The 21,920-nt window shown below is 27.5% G+C and carries 20 protein-coding genes; 11 read left to right on the forward strand and 9 right to left on the reverse strand.

From position 1 onward, the window contains the following. Positions 1-7 precede the first annotated feature (7 nt). Positions 8-1,207 carry a nicotinate phosphoribosyltransferase gene (gene pncB / locus BFL38_RS12640; protein ID WP_069727481.1) on the forward strand — a complete coding sequence of 400 codons (1,200 nt, stop codon included), beginning with the start codon at positions 8-10 and terminating at the stop codon, positions 1,205-1,207. A gap of 479 nt (positions 1,208-1,686) precedes the next feature. On the opposite strand, the gene BFL38_RS12645 is transcribed toward pncB, so the two are convergent. Then, on the reverse strand, positions 1,687-3,168 hold the full coding sequence (locus tag BFL38_RS12645) for a tetratricopeptide repeat protein (RefSeq protein WP_069727363.1): 1,482 nt from the start codon (positions 3,166-3,168) through the stop codon (positions 1,687-1,689). Positions 3,169-3,400: 232 nt separating this feature from the next. On the opposite strand from BFL38_RS12645, the gene flgE reads away from it, so the two are divergent. From flgE to BFL38_RS12675, 6 genes are all read left to right on the forward strand, one after another. Next, positions 3,401-4,726: a flagellar hook protein FlgE gene (gene flgE / locus BFL38_RS12650; RefSeq protein WP_008722355.1), complete on the forward strand. Its 1,326-nt coding sequence runs from the start codon at positions 3,401-3,403 to the stop codon at positions 4,724-4,726. 89 nt (positions 4,727-4,815) lie between these two features. Then, positions 4,816-5,040, forward strand: a complete 225-nt coding sequence (locus BFL38_RS12655; protein ID WP_008730646.1) for a flagellar FlbD family protein — start codon at positions 4,816-4,818, stop codon at positions 5,038-5,040. Between the two features lie 49 nt (positions 5,041-5,089). Then, positions 5,090-5,881: a motility protein A gene (locus BFL38_RS12660; protein WP_069727364.1), complete on the forward strand. Its 792-nt coding sequence runs from the start codon at positions 5,090-5,092 to the stop codon at positions 5,879-5,881. A 20-nt stretch (positions 5,882-5,901) separates the two neighbouring features. Next, positions 5,902-6,702 carry a flagellar motor protein MotB gene (locus tag BFL38_RS12665; protein WP_069727365.1) on the forward strand — a complete coding sequence of 267 codons (801 nt, stop codon included), beginning with the start codon at positions 5,902-5,904 and terminating at the stop codon, positions 6,700-6,702. A 16-nt stretch (positions 6,703-6,718) separates the two neighbouring features. Beyond that, positions 6,719-7,591 carry a class I SAM-dependent methyltransferase gene (locus BFL38_RS12670; RefSeq protein WP_069727366.1) on the forward strand — a complete coding sequence of 291 codons (873 nt, stop codon included), beginning with the start codon at positions 6,719-6,721 and terminating at the stop codon, positions 7,589-7,591. Between the two features lie 210 nt (positions 7,592-7,801). After that, positions 7,802-9,826 carry a hypothetical protein gene (locus BFL38_RS12675; RefSeq protein ID WP_069727367.1) on the forward strand — a complete coding sequence of 675 codons (2,025 nt, stop codon included), beginning with the start codon at positions 7,802-7,804 and terminating at the stop codon, positions 9,824-9,826. Positions 9,827-9,891: 65 nt separating this feature from the next. On the opposite strand, the gene ptsP is transcribed toward BFL38_RS12675, so the two are convergent. The 5 genes from ptsP to aroC all read right to left on the reverse strand — a co-directional run bounded on the left by ptsP (position 9,892) and on the right by aroC (position 15,782). After that, a complete protein-coding gene (gene ptsP, locus BFL38_RS12680) occupies positions 9,892-11,637 on the reverse strand; it encodes a phosphoenolpyruvate--protein phosphotransferase (RefSeq protein WP_069727368.1) in 1,746 nt (581 codons plus the stop codon). Positions 11,638-11,664: 27 nt separating this feature from the next. Then, positions 11,665-11,931 (reverse strand): HPr family phosphocarrier protein, encoded by a 267-nt coding sequence (locus tag BFL38_RS12685; protein ID WP_069727369.1) that lies wholly within the window; start codon positions 11,929-11,931, stop codon positions 11,665-11,667. A gap of 467 nt (positions 11,932-12,398) precedes the next feature. Further along, positions 12,399-13,181: a type III pantothenate kinase gene (locus BFL38_RS12690; RefSeq protein ID WP_069727370.1), complete on the reverse strand. Its 783-nt coding sequence runs from the start codon at positions 13,179-13,181 to the stop codon at positions 12,399-12,401. 2 nt (positions 13,182-13,183) lie between these two features. Continuing rightward, positions 13,184-14,578, reverse strand: coding sequence for a CCA tRNA nucleotidyltransferase (locus tag BFL38_RS12695; RefSeq protein WP_069727371.1), 1,395 nt, complete (start codon positions 14,576-14,578; stop codon positions 13,184-13,186). 94 nt (positions 14,579-14,672) lie between these two features. Further along, positions 14,673-15,782 carry a chorismate synthase gene (gene aroC / locus BFL38_RS12700; protein WP_069727482.1) on the reverse strand — a complete coding sequence of 370 codons (1,110 nt, stop codon included), beginning with the start codon at positions 15,780-15,782 and terminating at the stop codon, positions 14,673-14,675. A 222-nt stretch (positions 15,783-16,004) separates the two neighbouring features. Between aroC and BFL38_RS12705 the strand changes: the two genes are divergently transcribed. The 4 genes from BFL38_RS12705 (at position 16,005) to BFL38_RS12720 (ending at position 18,043) form a co-directional block, all read left to right on the forward strand. Then, positions 16,005-16,574 (forward strand): DUF2589 domain-containing protein, encoded by a 570-nt coding sequence (locus tag BFL38_RS12705; RefSeq protein WP_069727372.1) that lies wholly within the window; start codon positions 16,005-16,007, stop codon positions 16,572-16,574. Between the two features lie 154 nt (positions 16,575-16,728). Next, positions 16,729-17,379 carry a DUF2589 domain-containing protein gene (locus tag BFL38_RS12710; protein ID WP_069727373.1) on the forward strand — a complete coding sequence of 217 codons (651 nt, stop codon included), beginning with the start codon at positions 16,729-16,731 and terminating at the stop codon, positions 17,377-17,379. 35 nt (positions 17,380-17,414) lie between these two features. Next, on the forward strand, positions 17,415-17,756 hold the full coding sequence (locus BFL38_RS12715; protein WP_069727374.1) for a hypothetical protein: 342 nt from the start codon (positions 17,415-17,417) through the stop codon (positions 17,754-17,756). Positions 17,757-17,773: 17 nt separating this feature from the next. Continuing rightward, a complete protein-coding gene (locus tag BFL38_RS12720; RefSeq protein WP_069727375.1) occupies positions 17,774-18,043 on the forward strand; it encodes a hypothetical protein in 270 nt (89 codons plus the stop codon). A gap of 5 nt (positions 18,044-18,048) precedes the next feature. Here the strand turns inward: BFL38_RS12720 and map are convergent, their stop codons facing one another. From map to BFL38_RS12735, 3 genes are read right to left on the reverse strand one after another with little or no spacing between them, the layout of a single operon-like run. Then, positions 18,049-18,843 (reverse strand): type I methionyl aminopeptidase, encoded by a 795-nt coding sequence (gene map / locus BFL38_RS12725; RefSeq protein WP_069727376.1) that lies wholly within the window; start codon positions 18,841-18,843, stop codon positions 18,049-18,051. A 14-nt stretch (positions 18,844-18,857) separates the two neighbouring features. Beyond that, a complete protein-coding gene (locus tag BFL38_RS12730; protein WP_069727377.1) occupies positions 18,858-19,121 on the reverse strand; it encodes a hypothetical protein in 264 nt (87 codons plus the stop codon). 27 nt (positions 19,122-19,148) lie between these two features. Then, a complete protein-coding gene (locus tag BFL38_RS12735) occupies positions 19,149-21,899 on the reverse strand; it encodes a midas domain-containing protein (protein WP_069727378.1) in 2,751 nt (916 codons plus the stop codon). Positions 21,900-21,920: the final 21 nt, after the last annotated feature.

Consider the following 21,920-nt stretch of genomic DNA (forward strand, 5'->3'; position numbering starts at 1 on the left):
TAAAATAATGAAACCTATAATAAATAGTTTGCTAGATACTGATTTATATAAATTTACTATGCAGCAATGTGCCTTAAGACAATTCTCAGATGTTTGGGTTCGTTATGTTTTTAGAAGCAGGAATATTTTAGAGTGGACTGAATATATGCATGAGGAACTTTTAAAACAGATAAAATATTTTTGCGATTTAAGATTTAGAAAAGATGAATTGGAATATTTAGCATCTTTAAGATTTATAAAAAAAGATTATATAGAATTTCTCAAGTTATACAGACCTTTAGGGGAACATATAAAGGCATTATTTGATGATAATAAATTAACTGTAGAAATAGAAGGACCTTGGTATCAAACTATTCTTTGGGAAATACCGATTCTTGCTATGATTAGTGAAATTTATTATGCTTATACTGTTTGTAAAGACGATAATGGTAAAAGAGCTTATGAACAGGCTGAAATTAATTTAATAAAAAAAATAGATGAAAAATTACTGCCTATACATAAATCAGATAACGGATTTAGATTTTCAGAGTTTGGTACTAGAAGAAGGTTTTCTTTTGATTGGCAGAGAAAAGTTGTTAATATATTAAAAGAGAAACTTCCTGCTGAATGTTTGGTAGGTACAAGCAATGTATATTTTGCTAAGACTTGTGATTTGCTTGCCGTTGGTACTAATGCTCATGAATATTATCAAATTGGACAGGCATTGGATAAGGTAAGGCTTGCAGAAAGTCAGAAGTTTATGCTTCAGTCTTGGGTTAATGAATATCGGGGAGATTTGGGTATAGCTTTATCGGATACTTTAGGTACTGATAAATTTTTAAAAGATTTTGATTTATATTTTGCAAAACTTTATGACGGAATAAGGCATGATTCCGGAGATCCTTTTGTATGGGGACATAAGGTTATAAATCATTACAAAAATCTCAGGGTAAATCCTAAAACTAAAACATTACTTTTCAGCGACAGTCTTAATTTTGATAAGGCATATAATATATACAAAGAATTTAAAGATGAAACTAATGTTACATTTGGTATAGGTACTTATATTACAAATGATTTTGAACCTGTAGCTAAGCCTTTGAATATAGTTATGAAACTTCAAAGTGTTAATGGTAAGCCTGTAGCTAAACTGTCTGATGATGAAGGTAAGACTATATGTGAAGACGAGGCATTTTTGAATTATTTAAAAATCGTAGCAAAAGAATAGAATTTATAAACTAAATTATATAGTTTTTATTATTTTATAATTTGTATTTTTGCGGCACGCGTTAAATTCATTCTAAACAGTAAATTTAATCTATAATTGAAGTATTTATTATAAATTTAAATATATTTACCGCGTGCTGTAAAACTCATCTAATTTGAAAAAAACTAGGGTGGGTGCTTAAAAATCTAATTAGACAATATAAAAATAAAAAACAAAAAATTCAAAGTAAATTAAAAAGCCTATAGGGTGGGGAGTGAAAATAGGTTTTAAAACTTTATTACATACCCCGCCCTTTAGATTTTTTAAATTAATTTGTATATTTTTAATTTATTTATATTTAAAGTTGAAATTATTAAAGCACACCCGCCCAAGTGCTTTTTATATTAATTATTTTTTAACACTTAATAAATATTATTTCTCATTCTTAATTTATAACATTTTAATCAATTTATTATGTTTAAATTATCGTATAAGTTTGACTACTGTAATTCTTCTATTTTTTCTAAAGCTTTATTATTATAAGGATCTATTTCTAATAATTTTTTATATGAGTTAATAGCATTATTTTTATCATTAAGTTTTATATATAAATCAGCCTGTTTTTCCAAATGATATATATCTTGGGTTTCATTATATATTTCTATTGCTTTTTTATATGCTTCATTTCTTTTTTCTATATCTCCTAATTTTTCGTATAAATTTCCGATATTCTCAAAACTGTAAGCATCATTTTCTTTATTATATATTTCTATTGCTTTTTTATATGCGGTATTTCTTTCTTCTATGCTGCCCAATTTCTCGTATAAATCTCCTAATGCAATATATGCTTCAATATTATCTGAATCATTTTCTATAGCTTTTTTTAACATTTCAACAGCTTTATCATATTCTTTAATGTATTCATATAATGCTGCTATTGAAATATAATAACTAAAATCATTAGGATTTGTTTCTATAGCTTGATTGTATAGTTCTATAGCCTTATTATATTCTTTAATTTCTTTATACAATTCGGATAAATAATAATAATATTGATTATTTTTAGGATTTTCTTTTATCATATCATTATATGCTTTGATTATTTCTTTATATTGATTAATGTCATTATTATAAAATTTTGTTATTCTGCTCCATATAGAAGGATTAATTTTTATATAGTTTTTGTATAAGTTTTCAGCTTCTTTATCATTTCCGATTTTTATATATATTTTTGCAAGAGAATCTATCGCAGCAGAATAAAAGTCCTCTAATTCACTATAATAATCAGTTTTTAATAGTTTGCAATATGTGTCTATTGCTTTATCGTATTGTTTATTTTTATCATAAGATAATGCCAAATAATGAATAATTTCATTATTATCATCTTTAAAGTTTTCTAAAGATTTTTTAAAATATTTTACGGCCTCATCAAAGTTTTCAATTTTTAAATATTCTTTTGCTAAATTAAAAGGATAATATTGTTTATTATTATTAACTTCTGATGTATCATTTATATCATAAGCTTTTTTGTATGCAATTGCGGCATCTTTGTAATTTCCTATATTATCGTATATTTCTCCTATCAAAAACCAATATTCAGAGTCTTGATTGTTTATTTCTATTGCATTTTTTATATTTTTTAAAGCATCATTAATAACATTAGAAGAATAGCATACGCATGCAAGCCAATATAATGCTCTGTCATTTTTGCTGTCTAATTCAATTATTTTTTTTAATATTTCTTTGCTGTTTTTGTAATCAAAATTTAGATAGTATGCTTTTGCTAATAGGAATAATTTTTTGATATTTTTATCATCATCTTTTAAATATTCATTTAATATATTTATAATATTGGAATATTCTTTGTTATATACGAATTCTTTTTCATCATTTTCAAAGTCATTATTATCATAGAATTCATTATCATTGAGTATTTCTTCAATTTTTTCTAAAGTATAATACTTCATGTTATGTGAATTCATTTTATTCCCCCTATTTCATATTAATTATTTATATAAAAACTATTAATAGAGAACAATTCATATTTTAATTATATTTAATGAAATAGATATAATCAAATATAGATTAATTTTAACATATTTTTATGTTTATTTCAATTATTATTATAGTTAGAAATAAAAAAGTATTAAACAAATTTTAATTATACCGAAAATATTTTGTAAGAAATCTTAAAATTTTGGAGGAATACGCCTTATGATGCGTTCATTATTTGCCGGCGTGTCTGGTTTACAAAATCATCAAACTCGAATGGATGTAGTAGGAAATAACATCGCAAATGTTAATACTTATGGATTTAAAAGAGGAAGAGTTACCTTTAAGGATATGATAAGCCAATCTTTAAGCGGGGCAGCAAAGCCTCAGGAAGATAGAGGCGGTATCAATCCTCAGCAGGTAGGCTTGGGTATGATGGTTGCTACTATAGACACTATACATACACAAGGTGCTTTACAAGTTACAGGTGTAAACACTGATTTAGCTATTCAAGGAGAAGGTTTCTTTATTGAAAAAAGAGGCAATAATTCTTACTATACAAGAAACGGAGCTTTTTCTTTAGATAGAGACGGTTATTTAGTTAATCCTTCTATAGGTTATAAGGTACAAGGTTGGAATGCTGTACTTAATCCGGAAACAGGAGAAATGGAATTAAATACTTCAGCAGGAGTAGAAGATTTGATTATACCTGTAGGTTCAAAAGATCCAGCAAGAGCTACAGCAAATACAAAATATTTCTGTAACTTACAAAAAAGCGGAGAAACACATCAGTCAGATTTAACTATATACGATTCAACAGGAATACCTCGTCAGTTAAGAGCAACTTTCACTAGAACAGATGTTAACAGATGGGATATGACTATAGATATACCAGATGCAACAGAAGGAAGTGTAAGCGTATCAGCAGGAGATCCAGTAGAAGGCGGCGGAAATAATACTTTCCAATTAGTATTTAACGATGCTGGTTCTTTGATTTCTGTAAGCGATGGTACTAATACTCAGACAGAAGGAGTATTAATGCCTAATGTATCTTTCACTTATCAGGGAACAGAAGGCGAAGTAAATCAAACTATCAATCTTACTATGGGTGAAGTTGGTTTATTCAATGGTATTACACAATTTGAATCTCCTTCAACAACTAAAGCTATAGAACAAGACGGATACACTATGGGTATGCTTGAAGGATTTAGTTTTGATGACAGCGGTCAGATAACAGGCGTATTTACTAATGGAAATAGAAAAACTTTAGGACAGGTTGCTTTGGCTAAATTCAATAATGCAGGCGGTTTGGAAAAAGCAGGCGATACTTTGTTTGTAGCAAGCAATAACTCAGGAGCAGCTAATATTGGCACAGCCGCAGCAGAAGGAAGAGGTTCTTTAAAAGCAGGAGCTTTGGAGATGTCAAATGTTGATTTAAGTGAACAATTCACTGATATGATAGTAACTCAAAGAGGTTTCCAATCTAATGCCAGAACTATTACTACCGCAGATCAAATGCTTCAGGAAGTTATAGCTCTTAAAAGATAATAGATAGGTATTATTTAATATAAATAATATTATTAAAAATAGACTTTTTATAATTTTATAGTATAATAGAGTTAGGAGTTTCTGATAATATGATACATATAACAAGATTTGACGGAAGTATATTGTATGTTAATCCGCATCAAATAGAATTTATGGAGGAGACTCCTGATTTAGTAATAACTATGTTATCCGGAAGGAAGGTAGTAACTAAAGACAGCTTTGAAACAGTACTTAATAGAATAGTAGAATACAGAAGCAGAATAGTTTGCGAAGAGAGTGTAAAAAAACCTTCATTCTATGGTAATGAAGAATAAAAGAAATTAACTTAAATAAAGAAAATAAATTTTAGTTAGAGGTCAAAATATGGATATAATAGTACCTTTGGGTGTTTTTTTGGTTATAGGTATCAATTTATTTGGTATTATTTCAGGGGGCGGTAATGTCGGGCACATGATAGATATAGCATCCGCAGTAGTAACAGGACTAGGAGGAACAACTTCGCTTTTAGTTGCTAACGATATGGGTACAGTATTAGGTGTTCCTAAAGCTATTAAAGTACTTTTAAAGAAACCAGACTATGATGAAGCACAAATAATTATCACACTTTTAAGCTTTTCAGAGAAAGCTAGAAGAGAAGGCTTATTAGTATTAGAAGATGATATACAAGAGATTTCAGATCCTTTATTAAAGAAAGGAATGCAGCTGGTAGTAGACGGAACAGATCCTGAATTAGTAAAAAATATTTTGAATACAGAGATAGATAACGTAGAAGCAAGGCACGATACAGTAAGAAAAGTATTTGAAGATGCTGCTTCGTTGTATCCAGCTTGGGGTATGATAGGTACATTAATCGGACTTGTAATCATGCTTAGAAGTTTAGGCGGCGGCGGCGGTGTTGAAGCAATAGGTTCTGGTATGGCGGTAGCACTTATTACTACATATTACGGATCCGTTATAGCTAACGGTTTTGCTTTGCCTATAGCTGGTAGGCTTGCAGCCAGACACTCATCTGAGGCTACAGTTCAAAGTATTATGGTTGAAGGTATATTATCTATACAGGCAGGTGATAACCCTAGAATAGTAAAAGATAAACTTATATCCTTCTTGCCTCCAGCTCAGCGTCAGAAAGTTAATGAACAAGTTGGAGACAGATAATAATAATTCAGAGGTAAATAATGGCTACTATTAAATTTGGTAAAAAAGCTAAAAAAGTAGGTGATAAGGCTCAGGTACCTGGTCCTTCAGCTCCTTTATGGCTTCAAACTTACGGAGACTTTGTAACTTTGGTATTAACATTCTTTGTATTATTATTGTCTACAATGTCTACCTCTGTTAGTGATTCTTCTATACAGCTTATCGCTACAGCATTCCAAGGATCATTTGGCGTTATGCCGGGCGGTACTACTTTATCACAAAGCAGACTTATTTACGGCGGTGCTACAGTTGATAATCTGCCTTCTACAGATAGGGGATATTCTGTTGGAAGAAGTATTGATAAGGCAACTTCTGTTTTAGAATCAGAAATTAAAAGCAGGAAGGTTAGAGTAGAGGAAGATGAAAGAGGCTTTATCATAAGTCTTGGTGCAGATCAGTATTTTGAATCTGCTTCTACTAATTTAGTTGATAATCAGAATAATGTTGAAACATTTATAAAATTAGCCTCTGTACTTAGCGGTTTACCTAACGATGTAAGAATAGAAGGTCATACAGATTCTGGTTCTATAATTCCTGGAAGTATTACGGAACAGAAATTTGGTAATAACTGGGGACTTTCTTCGGCAAGGGCTATGGTCATTTTAGAAAAAATATTTGAAAATGATCAGGCTGGAAAATTAGATAGAAATAAATATTCAATTGCAGGATATGCTGATACTAGGCCTGTGGCATCTAATGATTTACCAGATGGAAGAGCGTTAAATAGAAGAGTTGATATTGTTGTAGTAAGAAATGATGTTACTTATTATAATCAAAGGTAAAGTGTAAAAAAATAAAATGCTCTTAGCTGATAAATGGAAAGACTATAAAATTATAGATTGCGGTGAAGGCGAAAAACTTGAGAATATAGGAGGATTTTTAGTATCTCGTCCGGATTCTCAAGTTATTTGGTCTAAACAGTTAAGTAAATGGGATAATTTAGATGCTGTATATCATCGTTCGGATAAGGGTGGAGGTTATTGGCAGTATATAAATAAGCCTAAAGATAATTTTATCATAAAATATCAAGATTTATCATTCAAAATAGAATTTACTAATTTTAAACATATAGGTATTTTCCCAGAACAGGCTGTTAATTGGCAGTTCATTATAGACAAAATCAAAGAAAAAAAATCTTCTATTCATAAAAATAAAGAAATAAAAGCATTGAATCTATTCGCATACACAGGCGGTGCAACAGTTGCTTGTGCTTATGCTGATTGCAATGAAGTTGTTCATGTTGATGCTTCAAAAAAAATAGTAGGGCATGCTCAAAAAAATATAGAAATAAACAATTTGCAAAATAAAAAAGTAAGATTCATTATAGAAGATGTCATTAAATTCGTTTTAAGAGAGATAAGAAGAGGAAGAAAATATGATGTCATAATAATGGATCCGCCTGTATACGGCAGAGGACCTAATGGAGAATTATGGCAGATAGAAACTAGTTTAAAAAGGCTTGTAGAAGAATGTGTAAAACTTTTATCTGATGATCCTATTCTTTTTTTAATAAATTGTTATACGGCAAGTTTTTCTCATATATCACTTAAAAATATTTTATCAACTTCTATAAAACATGATGGAACTTTTGAAAGCGGTGAAATAGGACTTCCTATAGAGAACTCTAATATTGTTCTTCCTTGCGGTATATATGCAAGATTTTATTCTTAAAAATAATTTTTTGTGAATTTATTTGACATTACATTATTTATGCTATATAATTACTGAATGATTAACAACACAACACAACACAACACAACACAACACAACACAACACAACACAACACAACACAACACAACACAACACAAAATAATACAAAATAATACAATATCAAATATTTATATTCTATTATATTTATATCTTTCTATTTGGAGTATTTTATGAAAAATAGAAACATATTTTATATAGTTTATATAATACTACTCATAGTTTCAGCGATAACACTTTTAACTTTATCTATATTAGGCAGTAAGACTAGAATAGGATACATAGAAATATTAAAAACTTATGAAAATACATATCCTAATACTTTTCGGTATTATGTAAAAGTTGGATATTATAATAAGATATTCAGACATAGCGATATATATGGTGTATATGTAGATACAAATAAAGTTTTAGATAATAATAATTTTATAAAAGAAATTAATATGGATGAAAATGGAAGTGCTTATGGAAATGTTATATCTAGCAAAGTGATAGATAGTAAAATAGATAATATTGAATATACATTGAAATTAAAGAAAAAATTTATTATATCTATAATAATTGTATATATAATAATATTATTTATATATTTAATTTATACATTTATCAGTAATAAAAAAATAGTTTTTTATAATATAAAACCATATAAATATAAAACAAAAATATTATATATCATTTTAATTATGTTATTTGGTTTATTTGTGAGGCTTTTTTGGGCATATCAGCAGGAAGGATTATATTGGGATGAATATCACAGTTTAAATTATTTAAATAAAGGAGAACAGTCAGAATATCATATATTATATAATGAATTTAAAAATATATTAGGATATGAAATATTAAGAAATATAACTATAGATAATTCTAGTATAAAAGACTGTTTTGATGATATAAAAAGATTATATAAAAATACGAATGATCCTTTTATAAGCAATTTATATTATAGTTTATTGAGATTAGCTTTTATAGGAAGAGAGGCCGTTAGTATAAAAAATATAATAATGACAGGTGCTATTTTAAATTGTATATTTTTTATAATATCATTTATTTTCTTATATAAAACACTTAAATTAATATTTGAGTATCAATATGATTGTATATTGTTTTCACTTTTAATTATGTCTTTATCTCCAATATCAATAAGTTTTTCAATGTTTTTGAGAGCGTATCAAATGCAGGAAACTTTTTTTGTAGTTATTACATATTTAGTTATTAACACAATTTACAATAATAAATATTCTATAAAAAATTTAATAATAACAGCTGTTATAGCGGGTATTGGATATCTTACTTTATATTCATCTATGCTTTTTGTATTAATATTATCTGCTATGCTCTTTATTAACTATGTTGAACATTTCAAAAATATAAAAAAAATTATCATATTTAATCCATTAATAAAAATAGAAAGCTATAAAGTTATAATATATTATGCTGTATCATTTATCTCAGCTTTATTAGTTTCAAGACTTTTATATGCTAGTTTTTTTTCATCATTATTCAATGCCAATGGAAGAGCAAGCACTTCATTAAAATTTTCAGGTGAATTATTAAATTACATTAATAATCTATCATTTGATGGTTTAATACCTTTGTTATCATTGTTAATAATAGTATTTTTATTTTTTTTAAAAAAGAATAATAAAGATTTATATATTAATCTAAATGAAGATAAATTTAAATTGTTAGTATTTATTATTGTACTTGGTATAATATATGCATTATTAGGAGATTTAACAAGCCCATTTAAACTTGAGAGATATTCGGCAACTAGTTATATACTAATTTTATTTATATTTCCTTTAATATTTTCTATGATTAATAATAATAAAATAAAATATATAGTATTTATTTTGATTTCTATAATTTATATTTATAATGTTACAAATAGTAAAAGATTTAGTTATTTTGAAAAAACAGATAAAGATAAATATGTTTTAACAGAAAATATTAAAGTTTATTCTTATAAAAGTTTTTATGTTTTTTATGAATATAATTATTTGAATACAAATTTATATTATACTTATATAGATAATGAAAATGATTTAACTATAATAACAAATTATAATAAATTTTATTTTTTAATTAATGAAGATACAGAATATATATTGACTAATAATTTATTAAAAGATTATCAAATTCAATATTTAACCAAAATGAACAGTGGCACTTCTATATTAAAATTAGATAAGAAATAAAAAACATATATAAGAAAAAGGGGAGCAATAAATTGCTCCCCTTTTTATATTTCTGTTAATATTTTTTAATAGCTTATTGTTTCACCCTTTTCATGTATCTCTAAAAATCTTAATAATTCTGCTTTTACCTCATCAGCAGTATCCAAAGTAAGAACCCTTTTTGCAAGCATCTTACACTCAGTTTTATCTAAAGATATAATCATTTTCTTAACTTCAGGTATTGATATAGCAGACATTGAGAATACATCAAGACCAAGTCCAAAAAGTAATGGCACAGCAAGTAAATCTCCTGCCAATTCTCCGCACATAGAAATAATAATTCCGCTTGCATGTGCTCCTTCTATAGCCATTTTTATAGCTATAAGTACAGATGGATTGTAAGGATCGCAAATGGCAGCTATTTTTTCATTTCCTCTATCTGAAGCCAAAGTATATTGTGTTAAATCATTAGTACCTATTGAAAAGAAATCAGATTCCCTTGCAAATGCTTCAGCCCTAAATACAACTGAAGGGGTTTCTATCATCATACCCAATTCTAAAGCCTCATTAAATGCTATATTTTCTTTCATAAGTTCTAATTTACATTCATTGAATATAGCTTTAGCCTTACGAAGTTCTTCTATAGATACTATCATAGGAAGCATAACTTTTATTTTTCCAAAAGCAGAAGCTCTAAGCAATGCTCTGAATTGTGTTTTAATAATAGAAGTTTTATCCAAACAGATTCTTAAAGCTCTCCATCCAAGTGCAGGATTTTCTTCTTTAGGCATTTCCAAATAAGGAAGATATTTATCTCCTCCTATGTCCATAGTTCTTATTGTAACAGTATGTCCGCTCATAGCAACAGCTACTTCTTTATAAGCCTTAAACTGTTCTTCTTCTGTAGGGAAGTCGGTATTTTCCATAAAAAGAAACTCTGTTCTATAAAGCCCTATACCATCAGCTCCATTTTTCAAAACCCCGCCTAAATCAGCAGGAGAACCTATATTAGCATATACTCTGATTTTTGTTCCGTCTTTAGATATAGCATCTTTATGAGCATATTCCTTTAATAAAGCTCTTTTCTTATCGAATTCTTCTTTAAGTTTTAGGCATTCATCTATAGATTCTTTAGTAGGATTTACTATCACCGAACCTGTATTTCCATTAACTATTATAATCTGCTCATTTTCTACATCTTTTAAATTATCGCCTACACCCACAACAGCAGGAAGCTCTAAAGATCTAGCCATAATAGATGTATGTGAAGTTCTTCCTCCTATTTCTGTAACGAATGCAAGAGTATTCTCCAAATCTAAATTAGCAGTATCAGAAGGAGTTAAATCTCTTGCAATTACTATGGAATCTTTAGGAAGATTAGAAACATCAACTATCTCTTCACCTTGAATATTTCTTATCCATCTGTCAGAAATATCAACTAAATCTCCAGCCCTCTCTCTTAAATATTCATCTTCAACTTCGCTTAACATTTTAGTATAAACTTCTACACCTTGTGATAAAGCATATTCAGCACAAACTTTATCATCAGTTATAATGTTATTAACTTCTTCCAGCAAATCTTCATCTTCAAGCAAAGTTATATGAGCATCAAATATTTCCGCTTTTTCTTCTGAAACTTTTTTAGCTGTAGTTTCTCTTATTTTTATAAGCTGTTCTTTTGTTTTATTTCTAGCTTCTAATAATTTAGCCTTTTCAGTATCTACATCTTTACATGGGCATTTAGAAATTACTATATCTTTTTTAAAAAATAGATAAACTTTACCTATAGCTATACCAGGGGAAACCCCTATTCCAGTAATTCTTTTTTCCATACTATAATTCCATAAATAAAAAATTAATTAGTCTTTTAAATTAGATATAAATTCTTCTATCTTTTTTAGATTTTCTTCTTCATTCTCTCCATCACAATAAACTGTGAGCACAGAGCCTTTTTTTACACCTAATGACAAAACTTTTAAAAGAGATGAGGCATTAACTCTTTTACCATTTTCATTTTCTACTTCTATTTTGCATCCTGCTAATGATTTTATAAATGTTACGAATTCATTACCAGGTCGAGCATGAAGTCCTGTATCGTTTTGTATAGTTACTTTACCTATAGTCATTGAAACTCCTCCATTCTTTTCTTATATATAATTTTAAGTATATCAGTTTTTTTTCATTTGTCAAATTATAGCGGTATTAAAAGTATATTTTTAGTACAATAAATAAAGAATTCTTATCATAATAAATAAAATACTGTACAATTATTATAATTTTTTTATAATTAACTTTTTTGTTCTAATATTGTGATTTGCTTATATATATTATTCATGTACTATATATTTATTGTTAAATATAAAATTAAATAAAATTTAATTATCTTTTTTAAGATTTATTAACTTTTCTAGCAGATTAATTTTGTATTTTAACTTTACAATTATTTAATATTTTTATAAATATTATTAATTACATAAGCGGGTATTTCATAAAGTCATTGATAAACTTTCTATTTTATAGAGTACATGTTTTTTATTATTAGCAAATTGTATATGTATTAAATAATATATCATTGCAATTTTATTATTTAAAATTATTTTTTATGTATCATATTAAAATAAATACCCTGTAAAACTAGAAACGGATATACTTTGCATTTCAATAATTTTAAATTGGATATTCCGCCTGTTAAAAATATTTTGCATTTAATATTATATTTAGATTTTATATATTTTTTGGTTTCTGATACAGCATAGTTAACAGTACCTATTGTATTGTATATAGCACCTGACATTATCGCATCTTTTACATTATTGTTTATAGGATTAGGAATTGATTCTATAGGACCTATTTCATAATATGGTAGAGAAGTAACATTTGATAATGCCTGATAACTTGTTTTTGTACCTGCTATAATCATACCGCCTAAAAAGGTAAAATCTGAAATCATAATGCTTATTGTAGTAGCTGTACCCATATCTATAACTATTGAAGCATATTTCTCTTCATTATTTGTGCTGCCGCCGTTTTCAAGACATATAGAGGCATAAGTGGATAATATTCTATCTATACCAACAGAATCTCTAGGCTGATAATAATTATCTTTTAATTCAATATTATTATGAGTAACTCTATGAGGTTTCATATTAAAACAATCTTCTATGCTGCCTTCAAATAGATCATTTACTTTTAGTGAAACACTGCTGTAAAATACATTCTTTATATCTGTATGATTATTTTTTATTTCATTTAATGCATTTACTAGATCTAAAGCATTGCTATGCTCTATAGCTTTATAGTATAAAGGTTTGCAATTTTTTTCTTCAAAAATTCCTAGCTTAACTCTAGTGTTTCCTATATCTGAAAGCAAATACATTTTTAAACCCCATCTTTTATATTGTTACTCTCTAAAAAGTTTTTTGTTTTTTCCATAAGGAATTCTTTATTATTCAATTCTGGTTCATCTAATATTAAATCCAATAAATAATTGAGTATTTTTCCTATTAAAGGTCCTGGATTTAAATTAAATTCATTGATTAAATCATTTCCGTCTATTTTTAGATCTTTTACTGTAATAGCATTTTCTTCTTCGATTATCTTGTCTATTCTAGCCAATAATTTAGGTATAGCTTTGCTTTCTTTATCTTTTCTGTTTCCGCTTCCAAGTCTGTCCGCTTCTCTTAATCTTAAAAGAGGTTTTATATTTTCAACGCCAATAGCACGCATAAATCTTCTAACCGCACCGTCAGTCCATTCATCTTGATAGTAAAACATATGCTGTCTTACCAATAATGTAACAAAATCTATTTCAGCATTAGAATATTTTAATCTCTTCATTATTTTTTTGGCAACATTAGCTCCTACAACCTCATGATTATAATAAACAGGATCATCTTGTTTAGACACTTTTTTTTGAACCATAGGTTTAGCTATATCATGAAATAGTGCTGCAAGCCTTACCAATAATGTTAATTCTTCAGTTTCTAAAGGTTCTACTGATTGTACTGTATGAAGAATATGATAATAAACATCATACTTATGGAATTTATTCTGATTTACTCCAAACCCCTGCATAAGTTCAGGCAGTATTAAAGATAATACACCTGTTTTTCTAAGTAATTCTAAACCTCTGAAAGGGTTTTTGGATAATAGTATGCCGTTAAATTCTTCTCTTATTCTTTCTGCTGCAATTGAAGCAAGCATTCCTGTAGAGTGCGTTATAGCATCAAATGTTTCTTTTTCTATATCGAAATCTAATTTTGTAGCAAATCTTATGGCACGCATTATTCTAAGTCCGTCTTCTCTGAATCTTTCATAAGGATTGCCTACAGATTTTACTATTTTTTTCTTTATATCTTTCATGCCGTCAAACATATCTATCAGACTTCCGTCTAAAATATTATACGCCATAGCATTTATTGTTAAATCCCTTCTAGGCAAATCTTCCTCTATACTAGAAGCATATACAACATTATCAGGGTGTCTTCCGTCACTGTAATTTCCATCACTTCTAAAGGTTGTTATTTCTACATGCATATCTTCTATAATTACTAGTATGGTTCCATGCTTTATGCCTGTTGGAATTGTATATTTAAATATTCTTTGTACATCTTCAGGTCTGGCATCTGTGGTGATATCATATTCATGCGGAGTAATGCCCATTATAGAATCTCTAACTGCACCGCCTACTAAAAAACATTGAAAACCTTCAACATATAGTATTCTTGCTACTTCTTTTATCGGATGAGGTATATCTGTAAATATTTTTTTCACTTAATATCCTATAATGTTTTATTTTATATAGTATATACAATTTTTAATTAATTACAAATTTTTAATACTGTAAAAATATACTATTCTTGCAGTATTAAATAAATTTTCCTTTCATATCTAAGCATAAATCTAATATTGAAACAGCAATAGCAGATTCTATAACAGGCACAGCCCTTACGGCTATGCAAGGATCATGACGCCCCTTAATAACAAGAGTTTCTTCTTCTTTGGTTTCTATATTTAAAGTTAATTGTTTTTTAGAGATTGACGGAGTTGGTTTTATTACAGTATTAATTATTATAGGCATGCCGTTGGATATTCCTCCTAGTATACCTCCGTTATTATTAGTTTTTGTTTCTATTTTTTTTATATTATTATCATCTTTTATTGTGTAGGCATCATTGCATTCGCTAGCTTTATAATTAACAAAATCAAAACCAAGTCCGAAATCGATTCCTTTTACAGCAGGTACAGCAAATACAGATTGGGCTATTCTGCTTTCTATAGATGAATAAAAAGGATCTCCAAAACCAGCGGGCATATTAAATACAGCAGCAGTTATAATTCCTCCAACTGAATCCATATTCATTTTTGCTTCTTCAATAGTTTTTATCATTTTATACATAGCTTCATTATCAAATACACTTAATTCTTTATTATAATTATTTACAAACTCTTTATAAGATGGGAATGTATTATTAGGGTATTTATCTTTTATATTGTATATTTGTTTAATATGGGCAGCTATTTCTATATTAAATTTTTCTTTTAAAGCTAATTTTGCTAATGCTCCTGCAAATACTAAAGGGGCAGTTAACCTTCCGGAAAAATGTCCTCCTCCTCTTATATCATTAAATCCATCATATCTGAGCATTGCAGTATAATCACTATGTGAAGGTCTAGGCAGAGTTTTTAAATTGGAATAATCACCGCTTCTTTTGTTTTCATTTTTAATTATTGCAGCAATAGGCATACCTGTGCTTTTATTTTCTAAAATGCCTGATAATATTTCTGGTTTGTCAGATTCTGTTCGGGCAGTTGTGAGCTTTGCATTTTTTGCTCTTCTTCTATCCATTTCTCTTTCTATAAAATCATTATCCATATTAATACCGTAAGGAAAACCGTCTATAACGCAGCCTATAGCCTCGCCATGTGATTCTCCAAATAAACTTAATTTAATATTATTTCCAAATACGCTTCCCATAAATATATTCCTCAAATTAAATTTAATATCAGTATATATCATTTTCTACAAACTTTCCATTACTAAATTAAATAAACAAAAAATAAATAGTGTAAAATGTATAGTAATGAATAAAAATAATATGTAGAATCATTAAATAGTAACTTTATGATAAAAAGGTGTACTATAATTTGTTTTAATAAGAAAAGTATTAATTATAATTATAAACATTAGGAGTTATTTATGACCAAGTTTAATGAAGTTATTACTGCCATTGCTAAATCAGTTGCTGAAGCAGAAGCCCAATTAGAAGAAACGCAATTAGCTAATTTATCAAAATACTTTAAGAAAAAAGAAAATAAATATTCTAAAAATAACAATGATGAATATTTATCAGGAGTATTTCCTATAAGATTAAAAATAGGTATACCTGATGAAAATAATCAATATGGTAATAAATATTATTGTGTTCCTTATATAAATTTGCTCCCAATAACACAATTAAATATAGATTCAATAACAGCTTCGTTTGATATTGGTGTCCTTGAGCTTGTAAAGTCAGAAAAACCTAATGATAAATCATCATTTAATAACCTTCATGAAGATGATGTAGTAGAAAGTTTAAGTAGCTTTAATAGTTGCCCTGATGTGTCTGTTGATATAAAAAATACTGCTATGAATGATAAAGGTACAAATATTCATATTCATATTTCAATAAAAAAGACAGAAAACAGTGAGGGTATGTCTAAACTTATGAATGAAATAGCAAATTCAAATCAGGGTTTTATAATGATGAAGGATAATAAAAAATAATAAAAATATGATCATGCAAAATCAGTATAAAATTAAATATCGCTAAATACAGTAAAATATGTGGTATAAATTTTTAATAGAATTTATTGAAATTTAAACCTATAAATTACTTATAGTGATTTTTATATAAAAATTAAATTTTTAGGAGGAAATTATGGGTAATACAGTTATACAAGACCAATTTACAGGTCTTCCAATGTCATCACTTATAGGAGGACCTTTAGAAGCAGTAGCTGAAGCTCAATTAAAGTTGGCTAATAGCACTAAAGAATTTATTGAAACAGTAGGTTTTGAGAAAGATGATAAATCTTCGAATAAAGATGAATATAGTAAACTTAGAATTGTTAGGATTTTATTTACAAGAAATGAAAAAACTTTAAAGGATGGTACAGGTAGTGAAAATAAACCTGCTGAGTATGAGGATACTCCAGTAGAGATGAAATTAGATGTTCCTTTGCTTAGCATAGTTAAAGTACCATCTTTATTTGTAGATACTGTTGATATTACTTTTGATATGGAAGTAAAAACTATGGAAGAAGTAAAATCATCAGATGATTCAAATGTAACAACAGATACAAGTGCTAAATTAGGATTTGGTATATTTTCTTCTCATACTAATATAAAAGGAAGTATAAGTTCTCATAAAGAAAATACTAGAAAAACAGATACTTCAGCTAAATATCATGTAGAAGTACATGCTTCTGATCAGGGAATGCCTGAGGGATTAGCTAGAGTTTTTGATATACTAAATGCTACAATTGCTCCTACAGCATCTAATAACTCTGGTAATAACTCTGGTAAATAAATTTTAATTATTTTTTAGATTAAAAACAACAAGTTATGATTATTAGTTTTAAGTCTATCAAAGATATTTTAGACGAAAAAGCTGTATTGATGAAAGAGGTTTATGAGAAAGAGCTTTTTAAAAAGTATTTTTCTCTTATACCTCTTTTACAATATCAATTCAATAGAAAAGATGTTTATAATTTTTTTTCTTATATAAATTATGATTTTGATATAAGTTTTAGTATTACTGCTTATCAACCATATAATAATGTATTTTGTCTATATGATTACTTTACAGATGATAAATATGAGATTTATTTCTCATCTGTAAATGGTGTAAAAATTAATAATCAATATATAAATAATCCTGAAAAAATAATGTTAGTTATAGTATAATAAAAATAGGAGATTTTATGTCTGAAAGTAAATATTTTGATTTAACTAATATAAGATATGTAAAAAGAATAATAGTTGGTCAAAATAATCCGAATGTTCCTTATAAAGAAGAAGATTATCAAAAAGCAGCTGAGCTTTTAAATAAATGTTTAAATGAAGTTCCACGTGGAAAAATTATAGGTATAGAAAGAAATTTTTATTTATTTAATTTGGGAGAACATCAAGTAGTTCTTCAATGGCTTACTTATCATGTAGGATTTGAAAAAAAACCTATGTGGCTTGAATAATAATTTTATTTTTTTATTCCAAGTATTTCCACGCCTGTTTGAGTGATTAAAACAGTATGTTCAAAATGCACAGCTAATGAATAGTCAGCAGTAGATAAAGTCCAGCCGTCTTTTTCTTTTTCGTATTTATCAGTACCGTTTGTTATCATAAGCTCTAAGGCAAGTACCATATTAGGTTCCAATATAACATCATTATTTGGGTGATAGAAATTAAATATATATGGAGCTTCATGATATTCATATCCTACACCATGACCTGTAAGCGATTTTATAACATTAAATCCGTATTCATGAACTTTATTTTCAACTGTTTTCCCGTATTCGCTTAAAAGTACATTCGGCTTTAATTTACAAATAGCATATTCTAAAGATTTTTTGCAGGCATCTATAAGTTTATATGCCCTATGATTAACAGAACCCATACCTCCTTCTATAACTATTGTTCTTGCACAGTCAGCATAGTATCCGTTATATTTAACTCCTACATCCACGCATACAGGCTCTCCATGAACAAGTATTTTATTGTTTGTGGGTCTGCCATGTGCTATTTCATTTCCGCTTGATATGCTTGTAGCAAATCCGTAATTAGGAACTTCAAGGTTAGCGGGGTAGGCATTTTTTGACTTTATGTATTTTTCTACTTCTTTGTCTACTTTAGAAGCCCTTACTCCAGACATGCAAAGTTTAAATGCTAAATCAATAGAATCCTGTGCTATTTCAGCTGCTTTTCTTATATTGACTATTGCATCTTCATCTTTTATAATTGGTTTTACTATTTCTTTTACTTCTTTTATAAACATTTATTATATATCCTTTATTTCAAAGATTTAGGAGTAAATATATATAAAAGAATCACCAATATAAAAGATCCTAATACAGCAGATGATAAATTTATTTTTATATATTGTATATTACTTATTCTAGGCAGATAGTAAGATCCAAGCAGAGCACCAACAGTTGCTATAAGAAACATCATCACCCAGCCTCCGAATACTTTTATTTTAAGTATTTTACCGAATACCAAACTGACAATGATTCCTATAACTATAAATGCTGATACTACTATAATATATTCCATATTTTTTTTATAACCTCTTTTATTTTACTAATTAGATGAGAGTCCTATAAAAAATGATTTTAATCCTCCTTCATCATTTTCTATCGGTACAAATATCATATGGGAAATATCCTTTCTATCTTCAGTATCAAATTTATTTTTTATAGAGTCCGAAGCAAATGGATCAGATACATATAATGTTTTTTTATGAGATAGAATCTTTTTAAATAAAGGCTCATTCTCGCTAATACTCAATTTATTTTTTGTATTATCTGATATATTTTGAGATTCTACTATATCATAATTTCCATTATCTTGTCTGCTAAGCATAGCAGCATGTATAATATCTAATCCTGACTGATCTTTTACCCATTCCAACATTTCTTTCATATTTTTATTAATAAATTTCTTACCTCTAAGAGCTTTTAAAACTTTTTTCCAATTAGAAGTCATGTTTTCTTTTACTTTTTCTTCTGCCTCTCTGTAAAAATCATTTGGTACTTTAGGCACTTCCTCAGGATCATATAAATCTTTATCTATTAGATCCTCTGTATCAAAAGTATCTTTTTCGCTTGCAGGTTTAATTACTTCTCCGTCATCGTATTCTTCATTGAAGTTAGGTGATATATTAGAATTTTCCTCATTACTATTATTATCTTCATCATCATAATCACCTAATAGAAAATCCTTATTAAGAGAAAAATTAAAGGCATCGCTTGAAGAAAAATATTCTTCTTCTTTTTTTACTATCTCATCTTCTAAAATAGAGCCATGACTTATCAAAATATCCCCCTCATTATTATCGTCTATAATATCATCTATTCCTTTTATAATATCATTATCTGATGAGTTATTCTTATTATCAATAGTTTCTTCTAGTTCTTCTTTATTATCTTCTCCATTATTTTCTATTTCATCTTTCAAATCAGGTATATCGTCCAAATTTTCTACAGTATCATTGATATTATTATCTTCATCATCATCTAGTATATTGTCAGAATCTAAAAGCTCATCATCAGAATACTCTTTCATTTCCGGCATATCATTATCTTTATTTTCTTCTTCAGATTCTTTATTATCATTGTCTTCTTCAAGTACATCATCTAAATTAGGTATATCATCTAAATCTTCTACAGTGTCATTGATATTATTATCTTCATCATCATCTAGTATATTGTCAGAATCTAAAAGCTCATCATCAGAATACTCTTTCATTTCCGGCATATCATTATCTTTGTTTTCTTCTTCAGATTCTTTATTATCATTGTCTTCTTCAAGTACATCATCTAAATTAGGTACATCTTCCAAATCATCATTGTCTTCTTCAAGTACATCATCTAAATTAGGTACATCATCTAGATTATCATTATCTTCTTCAAGTACATCATCTAAGTTAGGTACATCGTCTAAATTATCATTATCTTCTTCGATTACATCATCTAAGTTAGGTATATCATTTAAATTATCATTATCTTCTTCAAGTACATCGTCTAAATTAGGTACATCATCTAAATTTTCTAATTTTATACTTTCATCATCATCATTTTCATTATCTAATACTTTATCCAAATATGATAAATCTTCTAATTTTATATTTTCATCTTCATTATTGTTATCTTGAAGTGTTTCTCCTCCATCTTCTAATACATCATCTAATTTTATTATATCATCATTATCTGAGCTATCATTTTCAACTTTTATATCTTCTATTTCATCTATATTAGGTAAGTCAATTTTACTGTTTTTTGTGATTCTATTTTTTTTATTTAAATATTTTATACTTTCATCATCTAATCCTTCTAAATCATTATTGTAATCATCAATATTAAATTCTTCATCATTTACAATATTAGAATTAGCATAATTGTTTATAGGCGGTTCGCTTTCATCATATATATTTTCTTCTAAATCTTCTTCAGGCTCATTTGCTATATTATTACTAGCTGGTCTTAATCTTTCTATAAGAGATGTTGTAAGTAAGAAAATAAAAGACAGAGATAAAAGTCCTAATATTATATATTTTAAATATTTTTGAACTATAGGTACATTAAGTTCTAATATACCTATACTGAAATTCTCTATATCTTTAACTTTTCCAGAATAAAAAGCGAATGTATTATTATCAGCTTCAATACTTCCTGTACTTCCTATATCTCTATTCATATACTGATTTAAACTGTCTATTGATATGCTGTTAATGTCTATAGAAGGGTTATAATAAAGTACACCATTAGAGAGTACAACAAAGTTAAGATTATATGAAGTATTTTCAAATATTTTTTTAAATACACTTGCTACTATATATCCTACTTCTATTCCTCTGTCATTTTTTATAGGTTTAACAAAGTATACACCATCATAATCTTTATCGAAAAATGCAATAGCTTTAGAGTTTTTATAGCTTTCCAAATCTACAGGCTTAGTTTTAACAGGAGAAGAAAATACTGATTTACCATCTGCCAAATACAGAGCAACAGTATCAAATGGGTAATTGCCGCTTCTAAATATTGATATAATTCTATCTCTTTCGGCAGTATCTATTCCATTTAATATCACCTGCTGTAAAAGATTGATAAAAGGATAACTATCAACTATTTTATTAAGTCTTTCATCATAATCCTTAACCAAATTTACTATACTATTCTGACATATCAAAGCATTTCTATCAAGTTTTTTTGTATCAACATCAAAAGCATCTTTTTTCAGACCGAATACAAATGTAATAAATAAAGCAAGAACTATTAAATTTATAAGTATAGATATATATACAAAGATAGATATCTTATTTTTGTCAGACATATTAACACCTCTAAACAACTA

This window comes from Brachyspira hampsonii (assembly GCF_001746205.1).
In the GTDB taxonomy this organism is placed as follows: Bacteria; Spirochaetota; Brachyspiria; order Brachyspirales; family Brachyspiraceae; genus Brachyspira; species Brachyspira hampsonii_B.